Raw genomic sequence first — 15689 nt, forward strand, 5'->3', positions numbered from 1 at the left:
TTACATTAATATAATTGACAACTTACATTATAGCAATTAAAATGTAAACCAAAGAATAAATTTCACGAATAATGTGAATAATGAAAGAAGGGGTTTTAATGGAAAAACTTATACCTAATAGAGAGCAAGCATATGAGCTACTAAAAGAGTATAATAAAGATGAAAGTCTAATAAAACACGCTCTGTCTGTAGAAGCTGTTATGTTACATTTTGCGGAGTTGTTTGAAGAAGAAGACAAAGAAAAATGGGGAATTATAGGGTTAGTACATGACCTTGATTATGAAATGTATCCAGAAGAACATTGCAAAAAAACAAGGGAAATATTAGAAGAAAGAAATTGGCCAGAAGACTATATTAGAGCAATTCAAAGCCATGGTTGGAAACTTTGCATAGATGTTGAACCTATAGAAAAAATGGAAAAAGTTTTATATGCAACAGATGAATTAACAGGATTAATTACAGCTACTGCACTTGTAAGACCAAGTAAAAGTATATTAGATATGAAAGTAAAATCAGTAAAAAAGAAATGGAATCAAAAAAGTTTTGCAGCAGGAGTAAATAGAGAAGTTATTGAAGAAGGTGCCAGTATGTTAGGCATGGATTTAACTAAAGTAATTGAAGAAACCATAAAAGCTATGCAAAATGTATCAGAAGACATAGGATTAAAAGGTAATTTATAAGTTATATATGAAATTATATACAAAAGGAGAAATAATATGCTTTGTAAAGAACGTAATCTGCAAAACTACAAAAATATTGCTAAAAAACTTTATAAGCAGGGACTTTTACATGAAGCATTAAACTTCTATAAAAAGGCTTATAATAAAACTAAAGACTTAGATTTATTAATTGATATAGCATATATTTACGATGAATTAGGAGAAATTTCTTCAGCTAAAAAAACCTATGAACACATATTAAAAATTGACCCGGGAGAAGAAAGAGCTTATTATGGATTGGCAATTATATATGATAATAAAAGGGACTACCATAAAGCTATAGAATACTATAAAAAAGCTATATATATTAATCCAAATTACACTAAAGCTTATTTCTTTTTAGCTAACATATATGATTTAAAAGGAGATAAAAAAAAGGCTATAGAAAATTATAAAAAAGTTATAAGTTTAAATAGTAGAGATTTTTGGAGCTATGTAAATTTAAGTGCTATTTATGAAGAAATAGAACAATATGAAAAAGCAATTAATATGTTAGAAGAAAGCTTAAAAATAGATCCAGATAACTATATAGCTATATTTAATAAAGGTGTAGTTTTAGGAAAGTTAGGAAAAGTAAAAGAATCTATAGCTTGTTATAAGTTATCTATACAAAAAAATAAGCATTACTCTTATAGCTATTTGAATTTAGCCATTATATATAAAAATAGAGGTTTTTATAAAGAAGCTATTAATATAATTACTGAAGGCATAAAAAATAATTCAGATATGGGATTTTTATATTACAATAGAGCTTGTTTTTATGTGCATATAAATAAGTTAAATGAAGCAGTAAAAGATTTAAAATCTGCTATTAATTTATATAAGGGTTTTGCAAAATATGCTGAAAAAGACCATGAATTAAATCCTATAAAAGGGCTAAAGGAATATAAAGAACTAATTAATATTAGCTTGTTAAATAAAAAATAATTGAGATAATTTGCAGATAAAAAATAATTAAAAATAATCTGTATAAAAATAATAATACAGCAGCATAAAGAGATTTTGTAAATAATTTGAATGAATTTTAGACAATCTTAGAAGAAAAAATAAAAAACTCCGCAATTCATCACAGGACATGATGAGCCAATTTCCGTACCAAGGACGGTGCATAAATTGGGTAGGAGCTTTTTAATTTTTTATTCTTAGATTATCTTAATGAAATGACTTATTTACAAAATCTCTTTATGCTGCTGTCTTATTATTTTTATACAGATTATTTTTAATTATTTTTTATTGAATATATTTATTTTGAATAACTGGTTAAAAATACAATAGAAGAGAAAATCCGAAGTATACTTATAAATATAGTGAAGAAAAGGTATTCTTTTTTAAAAATTCCCTTATTTTCAATAATAAAACCCTAAACCAAACTTTCGTTTTTCAAAATCTTAGTGTATAATAATTGTAATACAAACAACTTTAGTATAAGGTATAAGTTGTTAGCTTGCTAAAAGCATTGTTATTTAAAATTATTTGGAGGAGATAGTTTGTGAATAAAAACAGCAAAAATTCAAAATTTGAAAAAGTACTTTCAAATAAAGATATTATGGCACTAGCATTTGGGGCAATGATAGGTTGGGCATGGGTAGTTTTAACTGGAGAATGGATAAACAAAGCAGGAAGTTTAGGCTCAATTATAGGATTTTTAATTGGAGGTATTATGGTTTTATTTGTAAGTTTAACTTATGCTGAACTTACATCTGCAATGCCAAAGTGTGGTGGCGACCATGTTTTTGCTTATAGAGCTTTAGGTAGAAATGCATCTTTTATTTGTACTTGGGCTATTATTTTAGGATATATTTCAGTAGTATGTTTTGAAGCAGTAGCTTTTCCAACAGTTATTGAATATTTATTTTCTTCTTCCTATTTAAAAGGATATTTATATACTGTATCTGGTTATGATGTATATTTAACTTGGGTAATAGTAGGAAGTATTAGTTCGATTATTGTTATGATAGTAAATTATATTGGCGTAAAACCACTAGCATTTATGCAAAAAGTTGTAACTATTATTATTGCATTAGCTGGTATATCTCTTTTTACAGGAAGTATATTAAATGGTGAAACTTCTAATTTAAAACCTTTAATAATGAATGGTAAACAAGGAATTTTATCTGTGGCAGTAGCTACACCATTTTTATATGTTGGATTCGATGTAATTCCACAGGTAGCTGAGGAGATAAATATTCCCTCAAAAAAAATAGGTAAATTATTAATTGCTTCAGTTATTATGGCAATAATATGGTATATAATGATAATTTATAGCACCTCAACAGCTTTAAATTTTAATGAAATTATGACTTCTGATATGGTAACTGCAGATGCTATGAGTAAATTATTTAGTAGTAAATTAGCTGGGAAAATTATTATTTTAGCAGGTATAGGAGGAATATTAACTAGTTGGAATTCATTTTTTGTAGGTGGAAGCAGAGCTATTTATTCTATGGCAGAATCAAATATGCTGCCTTCATTTTTGGCAAAGCTTCATCCAAAATACAAAACACCTACTAATGCAATTTTGTTAATTGGAATTTTATCCACACTAGCACCTTTACTTGGAAAAAATATGCTTATTTGGCTTAGTAACTCCGGTAGCTTTACTATAGTTATTTCATACTTTATTGTATCAGCTTCATTTTTAGCACTAAGAAAAAAAGAGCCATTTATGAAAAGACCTTACAAAGTTAAATTTGGAAAATTTGTAGGTGTTATGGCAATGATAATTACAGGTGGTATGTTAATTTTATATATGCCCGGAATGCCAGCAGCACTTTCTTTAAAATATGAATGGAGTATTATATTAACTTGGTTTGCTATAGGAGCTATACTTTTCATTAAAGAAAACTATAAATATAATTCAAAATTAAGAGATTCAGATTCTGTTTTATTTCATAATTCAAGAGGAAAATATAAAGAAAATTGTGTATAACAATAAAGCAAATACTAATATAGTTTGTTGAATAAAAAATACTTGATATAACTTGCATATAGAAAATAATTAAAAATAAGATATATAAAAATAATAAGCACAGTGCCATAAATAGAGTTTGTAAATAATTTGAATAAATTTTAGACACTCTTAGAAGAAAAAATAAAAAAACTCCGTAATTCATCACAGGACGTGATGAGCCAATTTCCGCCCCAAGGACGGGGCATAAATTGGGTAGGAGTTTTTTAATTTTTTATTCTTAGAGTGTCTTAATGAAATGATTTATTTACAAACTCTATTTATGGCACTGTGCTTATTATTTTTATATATCTTATTTTTAATTATTTTCTATATGCAAGTTATATCAAGTATTTTTTATTCAACAAAGTATATTAGTAAAAGTACCAAGTTTAAGACTTATTACTTTTACATAAAATATATGTTATAATTTTAATAGTACTAATGTTATTTAACTTAATAATTGTCTTGGAGGTATATGAAGTGGGAGAAAGTATTATAAAACCAGTATATCAACAAATAGCTATAGATATAGCCAATAGAATTGTTAATGGAGAATTTATATTAGGTAGCAAAATTTATGGAAGGTCTACTTTAGCTGGTCAATATGGTGTATCTCCAGAAACTATAAGGAGAGCTGTTAAGTTTCTTGAAGATATGGAAATAGTAACTGTTAAAGCAGGAAGTGGAATAATTGTAAAATCACGAGATGAAGCACTTAAATTTGTAGAAAGATTTAAAAATATAGATTCTATGTTATCATTAAAAAAACGAATTTGGAATATTATAAAAGAAAAAAATAAGTTGGATGAAGAAGTTAAATCTTGCATAAATAAATTTATAGATTACTCAGAACATGTTAGAAAATCAACGCCTTTTGCACCTATAGAAGTTGTAATACCTAAAAATTCTCATTTAGTAGGAAAAACTATTGGCGAGTCAAATTTTTGGCAAAATACTAGTGCTACCATAATTGCCATTAAAAAAGATGATAAGATAGTGCTATCTCCTGGACCCTATCAAGATTTTATAGTAGGTGATACTTTGGTTATGATTGGAGATGAAGAAGCTTATCAAAGGGCTTTTAAATACTTAAATGAATAGGTTGATATGTATGGAAAATATAGATGATAAATTAAAAATAAGTGAAATTTTACTAAGTGTTATTTATAAATTTGTTGAAAGGGATAAAAAGGCAAAGTATTTTGGAACAGATACAGCACTATATCATTCAGAAATACATATGATAGAATTTATAAAAGAAAATAAAGATTTACACATATCTGCTATAGCACGTAAACTTGATATAACAAGGGGAGCTGTATCTCAAACTATAAAAAGGCTTGAAAAAAAAGGATTTATTGTAAAGGAGATGGATGAAGATAATAATTCAAAGCTTTTAATAAAGCTAACAGAAAAGGGAGAAATAGCTAATTATAATCATAAAAAATATCATAAATCTTTTGATAAAATTATATTAGACATACTAAAAAATGAAGAAGAGCATAATGTGGAATTTTTAAAACACTTTTTTTATAAATTAGAAGAACTTATATAAAAAAAAGACTAATTGTCTTTTTTATTTTTAAAGAACTGTATAGTATCTATACACACTTTAACATTAATACAGAAAGGAGATTTTTATGAATAAAAATTTAGTTTTAATGAAAGAGGGAAATATCTCTAAGGCTTTAATTAATTTAAGCCTTCCAACTATTATAGGGCTTTTGATTATAAGTATTTATAATTTTACAGATAGTTTATTTGTAAGTGGACTTGGAACAGAGGCATTGGGAGCTACATCCATTGTGTATCCATTAATAACATTAATTCTGGGCATAGGACTTCTTTTTGGAAATGGAGGTTCTGCATATATTTCTCAGCTTTTAGGTGCTAATAAAAAGGGAAAGTCAGAGAAAGTTTTAGCCTCTACTATATTTTATAGTGTATTTATAAGTTTGCTATTAGAAATTATAATACTAATTTTCTTAAATCCTATTTTAAGATTTATAGGTGCTACAGATACTCTTTTGCCTTTAGCAAAAGAGTATTCATCCATATTAGTACTATCCTTTATATTTCAAGCTCTTTCTATATCATTTATGAATCTTGTAAGAGCAGAGGGAGCTGTAAATTTAAGTATGTATTCTCAAATAGGTGGGGCAATATTAAACATTATATTAGACCCAATATTTATATACACATTTAAATTAGGCATTAGAGGAGCTGCTATTGCAACAGTTATTTCACAAATTGTATCTCTTGTTATATTAATTCCCTATTACATTTCAGGAAAAAGTTACTTGAAAATTTCAATTAAAAATATTAGAGTTTCTAAAGAAATAATTAAGCCAATATTGGTAATAGGACTACCTTTATTTGCTATAAATTTACTTCAATGCATGTCCATAAGTCTTTTGAATATATTTACTGCACCTTATGGAGATGAGGCAGTAGCTGGAGTAGGTATAGTAACTAGAATATGTTCAATACCTATGTTTGTTGTAACTGGTTTTTCAAGAGGTTATCAAAATTTTGTAGCATTTAATTTTGGAGCTAAAAACTTATTTAGAGTAAGGAAATCAACTAAAAAATCACTTATATGGTCAGTAGGATTTTGTATTTTAATATCCATTGTACAAGTGGTATTTTCAAAACAATTAGTTTCACTATTTACACAAGATACATTAGTAATAAAAATAGGTATTAGAGCATTATTTGCTAACAGCATTGTATTTTTTACTTATGGCTATCAATCCATAGTAATTGTTTTATTATTATCTATACAAAAAGAAAGAGAAGGATTTTTTTTAAGTTTAGGAAGACAAGGAATATTTTTTATACCTTTAGCATTTATTCTTCCCAAATTATTTGGACTAACTGGAGTTATATATGTTCAAGCTGCAGCAGATATTTTAACTACATTAGCAACTTTGTACATATTTTTCAAAATTAAAAAGCAAAAGTTAAAGTATTAAAATTAAGATAATTTGCAGATAGAAAATAATTAAAAATAAGCTGTATAAAAATAATAAGACAGCAAGTATAAAGAGAGTTTGTAAATAAGTCATTTCATTAAGACACTCTAAGAATAAAAAATAAAAAAACTCCTACCCAATTTATGCCCCGTCCTTGGGGCGGAAATTGGCTCATCACGTCCTGTGATGAATTACGGAGTTTTTTTATTTTTTCTTCTAAGAGTGTCTAAAATTCATTCAAATTATTTACAAACTCTCTTTATACTTGCTGTCTTATTATTTTTATACAGCTTATTTTTAATTATTTTCTATCTGCAAATTATCTTAATTTTAATACTTTAACTTTTGCTTTTATTGTTGAAATATTACTATAAGAAACATTTTGAATTTTTCTGTAGCATATAGAGCGTGAGGTATTCCAGAAGGCATTACTATAGTTTCGCCTTTCTTTAAATTGAATTTTTCATCTCCAACAGTTATTTCTGCTTCACCATCCATTATATAAACCATGGCATCTCCATGGGAAGAATGAGAACTTATTTCTTCTCCCTTATCAAAAGAAAATAAAGTTACACTAGAACCTTTTCCTTGAGAAAGAGTTCTACTTATTACTTGACCATCTTGATATTCTACTAAGTTTTCTAAGTTAAATATTTTTGCAAATTCTATGTTTTTAATTAAATTTTTTTTCATAATTGTTACCTCCAATTTTTGATTTTTGTAATTAGTAATACTTAGTCTAATTGTAATAAACTTTTTCCTTTTAGTATGTAACATAGGTTACCAATTCTTAATTATAGTATTAGCTTTAATTACTTTTTTAATAGCTTTGTATTGGCTAATTATTAATGATATAATAAATTAACTTATATAATGTAGTATTTACTAGTTAATATAGTAAAGGGAGGAAATTATGACTGATAAAAGGTTACACTTATTTTTAATAATAAGCATAACAATTATTTTAATATACTCTGGTATTAATCCTTTTAATAGATTTACTTGGTTTTTAGAAGTTATTCCTGCAATAATAGGTGGAGCTGTATTGATATATATTTACCCTAAATTTAAATTTACTAATTTAGTTTATATTTTAATTTGGGTTCATGCTATTATTTTAATAGTAGGCGGACATTATACCTATGCAGAAATGCCTTTATTTAATTGGATAAGAGATACTTTCAATTTCAGTAGAAATTATTATGATAGATTAGGTCACTTTGCTCAAGGTTTTATACCAGCAATGGTGGCAAGGGAAATTTTAATAAAAAATAGTATTGTAAATAAAAAGAAGTGGTTAGGATTTATAGTTATTTGTATATGTTTAGCTATTAGTGCATCTTATGAGTTAATTGAATTTGCAGTAGCAAAACTTACAGGTACAGCTGCTGAAGCATTTTTAGGAACTCAAGGGGATGTATGGGACACTCAATGGGACATGTTTTTTGCATTAATAGGTTCAATAGTATCTATATTTACTCTTTCAAGATATCAAGATAATCAGTTAGATAAAAATAATATATAGATATTTTATAAGGAGTTTTAGAATGTAAAATTTAATATATACTTATTGATATTGGAACTTCATAGCAATAAAAAGACCTTTATTTATAGAGGTCTTTTTTTATTGTTTGTTATATAAATTTACTTAAAACAATATAAATAGTATAAGTAAATTTAGGAGGAGATTTTATGGAAAATAGAATTTATAAGATTAACTGCAGAATAAGAAAATTGCAATCTATAGTATTTTACAGTAGATGTCCATATCATAGATTTTATTATGAAACTCAGCTTAAAAAATCTTTAAATGAGTTTCATAATTTAAAAATGAAAGCTATGAATAGGCAAGATAGAGTTTTTACTCTTGAAGAGCTGTCAAATTATGATGGTTCTAATGGAAAACCAGCTTATATAGCAGTAAATGGAGTGGTTTATGATGTAAGTTTAGAACCTACTTGGGGAGGAGGTACACACTCAGGATTAGTAGCAGGCAAAGATTATACAAAAGAATTCAATGAATGTCACGGTGGAAATTTAAAAATACTTGAGAAATTACCTAAGGTGGGAATTTTAAAGTGATTAAAACAAATTGTCCTATGGAAAATGTAAATAGAACTATATTAGATATAAAGAATAACAAGTTAAAAAAGATAAATGCTATTTGGTTAGAAACCTCTGGTTGTGCAGGAGAGATAATTTCATTTTTAAATACTGAAAATCCAGATATAATATATTTTTTAGAAAAAATGGTGGATTTACAGTTTAGCAATAGTTTAATGGCAGCTGAAGGTCAATTTGCTTGGGATAAATTTTTAGCTACTTTAGATACTGAATTTATACTTTTAGTAGATGGGGCAATACCTATTAAGGACAATGGTGTTTATAATGTGGTAGCAAATTATAATGGAAAACCTATAACCGCCATGGAAGCAACAACTCTTGCAGGTGGTAAAGCAAAATATGTTGTAGCAGTGGGAACTTGTGCCTCTTATGGAGGACCTACAGCAGCAAGGCCTAATTTATCTTCAGGAATTAGTGTTAAGGATTTTTTAAATAGGGAAGTTATAAGAGTGCCAGGGTGTCCTGCTAATCCTGTATGGCTTGCAGGAACAATAGCTCATATTATATCTTTTGGAAAGCCAGAATTAGATAGTGATGGAAGACCTACTTTATTTTATGGAGACACTATACACAATCATTGTCCAAGAAGAAGTTATTTTGATAAAGGGCAGTTTGCTAAAAAGTTTGGAGAGAAAGAATGTATGTTTAAATTAGGATGCAGAGGACCTGTTACTAGAACAGATTGTCCACTAGTTAGATGGAATGAATCAGATAATTGGCCTATAGGAAGCAATACAACTTGCATAGGTTGTGCAGCACCAGGTTTTCCTGATAATATGGAACCTTTTGTTAGATATTAGGAGGTATATCATGACAAAAATAGTAATAGATCCAGTTACTAGAGTAAGTGGATTTTTGGAAATCGAAGTGCAATTAGAGAAAAATGAAATTGTAGATGCTAAATGTAGTGGAATGCAGTTTAGAGGTTTTGAAAAAATGTTTCAAGGAAGACCTCCTTTAGATGCTGTGAGACTTACTGAAAGAATATGTGGAATTTGTTCTACTCATCATTCTGTAGCTTCTGCATTAGCTTTGGAAAATGCACTTAATGTATTTGTAGATGAAAATGACAAAATGGTAAGAGATATAGTAAATGGATTAGAATTTTTGCAAAATCATTTAAGACAAGTATATTTATTTACTATGCCAGACTTTGTTAGACTTCCTGATATAAATCCTATTCATAAAGATATTCCATCAGATTTTAGATTACCTAAAAGAATAAATGATAGAATTAGCCAAAATTATATGAAATCTACAACTTATAGTAGAGATGCACATAAAGCATTGGCAATACTTGCAGGTAAAGCTCCTCACAATCATGGTGTGTTTGTAGGGGGAATTACTACTAATATGAATATAGGAAGTCTTCAACCAGTTAAGGTAATAGTGGATTCCATTAGGAACTTTATAGAAGGGGAATTAATGGAAGATATATATACCATAGCAGGATTTTATAATGATTATTTTAATATAGGTAAAGGATATAAAAATTTTATGTCTTATGGATTATATGATACCTATAAAAGCAGTGAATTAACTTATTGCAAGCCAGGAATTTTAGTAGATGGGAAATTTTATAACTTAGATATGAATAAAATAACACAAGATACTACCTATGCTTGGTTTGAACCTGATGGAAAAATAAGAGTACCTGGGGATGAACCACCAACACCTAATCCTTATAAAAAGGATGCTTATTCTTGGGTTTATGCACCAAGATATGAAGGCAAGGTAATGTCGGTAGGACCTTTAGCTAGAATGATTTTAAGTGGAAATTATGAAAACAAAACATCTACTATGGATAGGATAATAGCTAGAGTATTAGAAGCTGAAAAAATATGTAAAATAGTACAATGTCTTTTGGAAAGTGTAAAATTACAACCTGCCAATCAAAAACAATATGAAGTACCAGAAAGAGCCCTTGGAGTAGGTGCTATAGATGCTTCAAGAGGGGGATTAGCTCATTGGATTAGTATAGAAAATAAACTTATAAAAAATTATACAGTAATAACTCCTACTGCTTGGAATTTATCTCCTGCAGATGAAAAGGGATTAAAAGGAGAAGCGGAAAAAGCTCTTATTGGAACACATATAGAGGATATTAAAAATCCAGTGGAAATAGGAAGAATAATAAGATCCTATGATCCTTGTTTAACTTGTGCTGCTCATATAGTAAGTGATAGACATGCTCCTATAAAAATTAGGGTTGTGTAATATGATAAAGATAATTGCTATAGGAAACATATTAATGGAAGACGATGGCATAGCAGTTAAAGTAGTTGAAGAAATTGAAAAGGATTTATATGCTTTAAAAGAAAATATTGAAATTATTATAGGAGAAACGGATTTTATGTACTGCCTAGAAAATATAGAGGATGATGATTTTGTAATTATAGTAGACAGTACCTATTTTGGTAAAGAGCCAGCAAAGGTAAGTTTATATAATATTAGGGACTTAGAAAAGTTTTCTTCAAATATAAGTTCCCAACATGATGCAAATATTATAAAGATGATTTTAAACTACAAAAAACATGTAAAAGGGTATTTTATAGGAATAGAGATTTTTTCTGTGGATTATTCCTTAAATTTATCATCTGTACTTCAATGCGAATTTAAGCATATATGTATAGATGTTTTAAATAAAATAAAGGGGATATTATCAATGTATGATTTAGGTGGAAATAATGCATGAGGTATCTATTATATATGACACTATAGAAATAGTTAAAGAAGCTTGCAAAGTTAATCATATAAAAAAGGTAAATAAAATATTTATAAAAGTAGGGGAATTTTCTTGTGCAGAAGAAGGATGCTTGAAATTTGCCTTTGATACATTAAGCAAAGATACTTTATGTGAAGGTGCCGAGCTTATAGTAGAAAAATCAAAAGAGGTTTATGGTCTTATAGTTCATAGTATAGAGGGGGATTAATAAATGAAAAAAATTATATTAGAAAAAAGTGTATTGGAAAACAACGATAAAATAGCAGAGAAAAATAGAAAAAGATTAAATAATAAAAAAGTGTTTGCTATAAATTTAGTAGGCACTCCTGGTGCTGGAAAAACATCTGTACTGGAAAATCTTATTCCAAATATACAAAAAGATTTTAACATGGCAGTTATTGAAGGGGATTTATATACAGCAAAGGATGCAAAGAGAATAGAAAAGCATAATGTGGAAGTGGTTCAGCTAAACACTCAAGGAGCTTGTCACTTAGATGCAAATATGATAGAAAAATCTTTAGAACATATAAACATGAAGAATTTAGATTTTTTAGTTATAGAAAACATAGGTAACTTAGTTTGTCCAGCTGAATTTGATTTAAGTGAAGATATGAAAGTAATGGTTATGAGTATTACAGAAGGAAATGACAAGCCTTTAAAATATCCTTTAATGTTTCAACGTTCTTCTGTGATTATATTAAACAAAATAGATATGATACATCTTACTGATTTTAATCTAGAGGAGTTTTATAAAGATGTAATATCACTTAATAAAGATGCACATATATTTGAAGTATCTTGTAGAACAGGGGAAGGCATAGAAAAACTTTCTAAGTATTTAATAGATAACATAAATTCAAAGAGAAACTGTAATTTTAGAAAGTAATAAAAATTATTAGAAATATAATCTAAATGTTATACATTTTCTGTATGTGATTTATGAGTTAAATACTATGAATAAACTGTTTTGTGATTTGATATAAAGGAGATTATAAAGTGAAGGATAACTTAGAGGAATATGAAGTATATATATTAGATAACAGAAGTAAAGTTTATAGCTGTAGAAAGTGTAAGTTATCTATATTAAATAGTTTAGGAAGTAAATTAAATTGTAGTGATGAAATAAAAAAAGTTGCAGAGCTTATAAAACAAGGAAAAATAATTGCAGTAAAGGGTGTTGGAGGCTTTCATTTAGTATGTAATGGAGAAAATGAAAAAACTATAGATTTATTGAGAAAAAAGAAAAAAAGGCCTAAAAAGCCCTTTGCTGTTATGATGAGAAATATTCAGATTGTAAATAAATATTGTAGTGTAAATAAATTAGAAGAAAACATATTAACTGGAAACAATCATCCAATAGTACTTTTAAAAAAGAAAAATAATTTGCTTCCAGAGGTTTTGGCACCGGATATTAATCAATTAGGGGTAATGCTTCCTTATAATGATATTTACAATTTGCTTTTAAACCAGGGATTTAATTGTTTAGTTGTAACTAGCGCAAATATAAGTGGTTTTCCTACTATATATAAATATAATGAAGCACTAGATAAATTAAAAAATGTAGCAGATTATTATCTTATTCATGATAAGCCTATAAAAATTCCTATAGATGATTCCGTAGTGAAGATTATATCAAAAGAAGAAAGAGTATTTAGAAATGGCAGAGCCTATGCTCCACTTACCTTTGAATTTTATGGTGAAAGAGATATTTTAGCTTGTGGTTCTCATTTAAAAAATACATTTTGTCTAGGTAAAAAAGGCCTTGGAGTTTTAAGTCAGTATATTGGAGATATGGAGAATATAGAAAGTCAACACAATTTTTCTTTGAATTTGGAGTATTTAAAGAGGAAATATAATATAAAGCCTAAAATTATAGCTTATGATATGCATCCTAACTTTTGGAGCAAAGATTATGTAAATAAATATAATTGCAAAAATGTGCCTATATATCATCATCATGCACACATAGCAAGTTGTATGGCAGAAAACAAAGAAGAATATAAAGTTATAGGAATAGCTTATGATGGGGTGGGCTTTGGAAGTGATAAAAATATATGGGGTGGAGAGTTTTTAATATGTGATTATAAAGATTTTAAAAGATTGGCACATATAAACTATGTAAAAATGCCTGGAGGAGATCTTTCATGTAAAGAGCCTTATAGAATGGCTTTAAGTTATTTGTATAAAATTTTTGGAGATGATTTGTATAATAAAATTCCAAAAGATTTTTATAGAAAAGATAGTGATATTTTAATAGCTATGATGAAAAATAATATAAATTCACCTAAGTGTTCTAGCATGGGAAGATTATTTGATGCTGTATCTTCTCTTTTGGGATTTAAGGGAGTTATGTCTTATGAAGGGCAAGCAGCTTTAATACTAGAAAATATGGCTTATAATTTTTTTACAGACCATGTATATAAATATAGTTTTTATAGAAAAGAAGAGGGTTTTATTATAAATACTGATGAAATTATAAAAGGAATACTAGAGGATTTAAAATATAAAAAAGATAAGGGATATATTGCTAGAAAATTTCACAATACAATTATAAATTTTTCCTGTAGTATGGCAATTAAATTAAGAAAAATTTATGGAATAAATAAAGTTACATTAAGCGGAGGAGTATTTCAAAATGAAATAATTTTAGAAGGAATTTATAAAGGATTAAAAAAGGAAGATTTTCAAGTTTTAACTCATAAAAAAATACCTTGTAATGATAGTGGCATATCTTTTGGACAGCTTTTCATAGCAAATAAACAGGATTTTTAATTTTTATTATCTGTAGATACTCTTTATTTCAATTTTAAACATATCACTAAATAGTTAAGGAGCGATATTTATGTGTATAGCGGTTCCTGTTAAAGTTTTAAGTGTTTATGAAAATGAGGCACTTATTGAGTTTTCAGGTATAAAGAAGAAGGTAAATACTTCTCTTATAGATAACTTAAAAGTAGGAGATTATGTATTATTACATGCAGGTTGTGCTATTGAAAAAGTAGATAAATATAAAGCAGAAGAAACATTAAAATTATTTAATATTATATCAGAAGAGATGTGATATTTATGAAGTATATAAAAGAATTTAGAGATGTTTCCATGTGTAAAAAGATAATAAAAAACATGCATAATAAGAGTTCAAAACCTATAAATATAATGGAAGTCTGCGGAAGTCACACTATGGCTATATATAAAAATGGTATAGATAAACTAATTCCATCAAATATAAATTTAATATCAGGACCGGGTTGTCCAGTATGCGTAACTCCTAGGGAATATATAGACAAGGTTTTAGAACTTTCTAAAATGAAAAATGTTATAATAACGACCTTTGGAGATATGGTAAAACTACCTGGAAGTTTCAAAAGTCTTAGAGAGCAGAGGGCAAGTGGAGCAGATATTAGAGTAGTTTATTGTCCATTAGATTGTGTAAAAATAGCAGAAGAAAATCCTAATAAAGAAGTTGTATTTTTAGCAGTAGGTTTTGAAACCACAACCCCTATAATTGCTTTAGTGGTTAAGGAAGCAAAGAGAAAAAAATTAAAGAATTTTACACTTTTACAAAACTTAAAAACCATGCCAGGCATTATGGAAAAGATAATATTAGATAAAGAAACTTCTATTGATGGATTTATTTGCCCAGGAAATGTAAGTTCTATAATTGGTAGCAAACCCTTTGAAAATCTATCCAAAACATATAATATACCTATGGTTATAGCAGGATTCGAGAGTTGTGATGTATTGTGTGCTATATATATGCTTATGGAAATGCTAGAAAAATCACAGTATAGTTTAAAAAATATTTATAAAAGATTGGTTAAACCTTGTGGAAATGAAAAAGCTAAACTAGTTGTAAATGAAGTGTTTTCTAAAGATAAAAGCTTTTGGAGAGGATTTGGATTTGTAGAAAATACGGGTTTAAAATTTAATGAAAATTATAAGGAATTTAATGCAGAAAACAAGTTTAATATAGAGTTTTATTATAATGATAGTGAATTTAATGAAGAATGTATTTGCGAAAAAATAATTAAAGGAATAAAAAAGCCTTATGAATGTAGATTGTTTTCTAAAGTATGTAATCCTGTAAATCCCATAGGACCTTGCATGGTATCTGTAGAGGGAAGTTGTTTTTCTTATTTTAAGTATGGAGAATATAGTTTTGATAAATAAACATTTACTTTAATAAAAATATTTAA

The 15689-nt window shown here is 27.4% G+C and carries 17 protein-coding genes; 16 read left to right on the forward strand and 1 reads right to left on the reverse strand.

Annotated elements, in window-relative coordinates; all coding sequences use genetic code 11:
- Positions 1-98: 98 nt before the first annotated feature.
- The 6 genes from CLOACE_RS02530 (at position 99) to CLOACE_RS02555 (ending at position 6644) form a co-directional block, all read left to right on the forward strand.
- Entirely contained in the window at positions 99-680 is a 582-nt protein-coding gene (locus CLOACE_RS02530) for an HDIG domain-containing metalloprotein (RefSeq protein WP_070109476.1), read from the forward strand.
- Positions 681-716: 36 nt separating this feature from the next.
- Entirely contained in the window at positions 717-1646 is a 930-nt protein-coding gene (locus CLOACE_RS02535) for a tetratricopeptide repeat protein (protein WP_070109477.1), read from the forward strand.
- A 619-nt stretch (positions 1647-2265) separates the two neighbouring features.
- On the forward strand, positions 2266-3648 hold the full coding sequence (locus CLOACE_RS02540; protein WP_101495370.1) for an APC family permease: 1383 nt from the start codon (positions 2266-2268) through the stop codon (positions 3646-3648).
- Between the two features lie 501 nt (positions 3649-4149).
- Positions 4150-4770, forward strand: coding sequence for a GntR family transcriptional regulator (locus CLOACE_RS02545; protein ID WP_242866374.1), 621 nt, complete (start codon positions 4150-4152; stop codon positions 4768-4770).
- Between the two features lie 10 nt (positions 4771-4780).
- Positions 4781-5224, forward strand: a complete 444-nt coding sequence (locus CLOACE_RS02550) for a MarR family winged helix-turn-helix transcriptional regulator (protein WP_070109479.1) — start codon at positions 4781-4783, stop codon at positions 5222-5224.
- An 85-nt stretch (positions 5225-5309) separates the two neighbouring features.
- On the forward strand, positions 5310-6644 hold the full coding sequence (locus tag CLOACE_RS02555; RefSeq protein WP_070109480.1) for an MATE family efflux transporter: 1335 nt from the start codon (positions 5310-5312) through the stop codon (positions 6642-6644).
- A 351-nt stretch (positions 6645-6995) separates the two neighbouring features.
- Here the strand turns inward: CLOACE_RS02555 and CLOACE_RS02560 are convergent, their stop codons facing one another.
- Positions 6996-7337 carry a cupin domain-containing protein gene (locus tag CLOACE_RS02560; RefSeq protein WP_070109481.1) on the reverse strand — a complete coding sequence of 114 codons (342 nt, stop codon included), beginning with the start codon at positions 7335-7337 and terminating at the stop codon, positions 6996-6998.
- A gap of 220 nt (positions 7338-7557) precedes the next feature.
- On the opposite strand from CLOACE_RS02560, the gene CLOACE_RS02565 reads away from it, so the two are divergent.
- From CLOACE_RS02565 to hypD, 10 genes are all read left to right on the forward strand, one after another.
- Positions 7558-8169, forward strand: coding sequence for a DUF2238 domain-containing protein (locus tag CLOACE_RS02565; protein WP_070109482.1), 612 nt, complete (start codon positions 7558-7560; stop codon positions 8167-8169).
- A gap of 167 nt (positions 8170-8336) precedes the next feature.
- Positions 8337-8726: a cytochrome b5 domain-containing protein gene (locus CLOACE_RS02570; protein ID WP_070109483.1), complete on the forward strand. Its 390-nt coding sequence runs from the start codon at positions 8337-8339 to the stop codon at positions 8724-8726.
- A 17-nt stretch (positions 8727-8743) separates the two neighbouring features.
- Positions 8744-9568, forward strand: coding sequence for a hydrogenase small subunit (locus tag CLOACE_RS02575; RefSeq protein ID WP_070109501.1), 825 nt, complete (start codon positions 8744-8746; stop codon positions 9566-9568).
- 10 nt (positions 9569-9578) lie between these two features.
- Positions 9579-10985, forward strand: a complete 1407-nt coding sequence (locus CLOACE_RS02580) for a nickel-dependent hydrogenase large subunit (RefSeq protein WP_070109484.1) — start codon at positions 9579-9581, stop codon at positions 10983-10985.
- Position 10986: 1 nt separating this feature from the next.
- Positions 10987-11463, forward strand: a complete 477-nt coding sequence (locus CLOACE_RS02585; protein ID WP_070109485.1) for a hydrogenase maturation protease — start codon at positions 10987-10989, stop codon at positions 11461-11463.
- Positions 11456-11701 (forward strand): hydrogenase maturation nickel metallochaperone HypA/HybF, encoded by a 246-nt coding sequence (locus CLOACE_RS02590; protein WP_070109486.1) that lies wholly within the window; start codon positions 11456-11458, stop codon positions 11699-11701. Before CLOACE_RS02585 ends, CLOACE_RS02590 begins: the two co-directional genes overlap by 8 nt.
- 3 nt (positions 11702-11704) lie before the next feature.
- Positions 11705-12379, forward strand: coding sequence for a hydrogenase nickel incorporation protein HypB (gene hypB, locus CLOACE_RS02595; protein WP_070109487.1), 675 nt, complete (start codon positions 11705-11707; stop codon positions 12377-12379).
- Positions 12380-12489: 110 nt separating this feature from the next.
- Positions 12490-14265, forward strand: coding sequence for a carbamoyltransferase HypF (gene hypF / locus CLOACE_RS02600; RefSeq protein WP_070109488.1), 1776 nt, complete (start codon positions 12490-12492; stop codon positions 14263-14265).
- A gap of 70 nt (positions 14266-14335) precedes the next feature.
- Positions 14336-14554, forward strand: coding sequence for a HypC/HybG/HupF family hydrogenase formation chaperone (locus CLOACE_RS02605; RefSeq protein WP_070109489.1), 219 nt, complete (start codon positions 14336-14338; stop codon positions 14552-14554).
- 5 nt (positions 14555-14559) lie between these two features.
- Positions 14560-15663 carry a hydrogenase formation protein HypD gene (gene hypD / locus CLOACE_RS02610; RefSeq protein WP_070109490.1) on the forward strand — a complete coding sequence of 368 codons (1104 nt, stop codon included), beginning with the start codon at positions 14560-14562 and terminating at the stop codon, positions 15661-15663.
- The last annotated feature ends 26 nt before the right edge of the window (positions 15664-15689 follow it).

Origin of the sequence: Clostridium acetireducens DSM 10703 (genome assembly GCF_001758365.1) — a bacterium.
In the GTDB taxonomy this organism is placed as follows: Bacteria; Bacillota; Clostridia; order Clostridiales; family Clostridiaceae; genus Clostridium_C; species Clostridium_C acetireducens.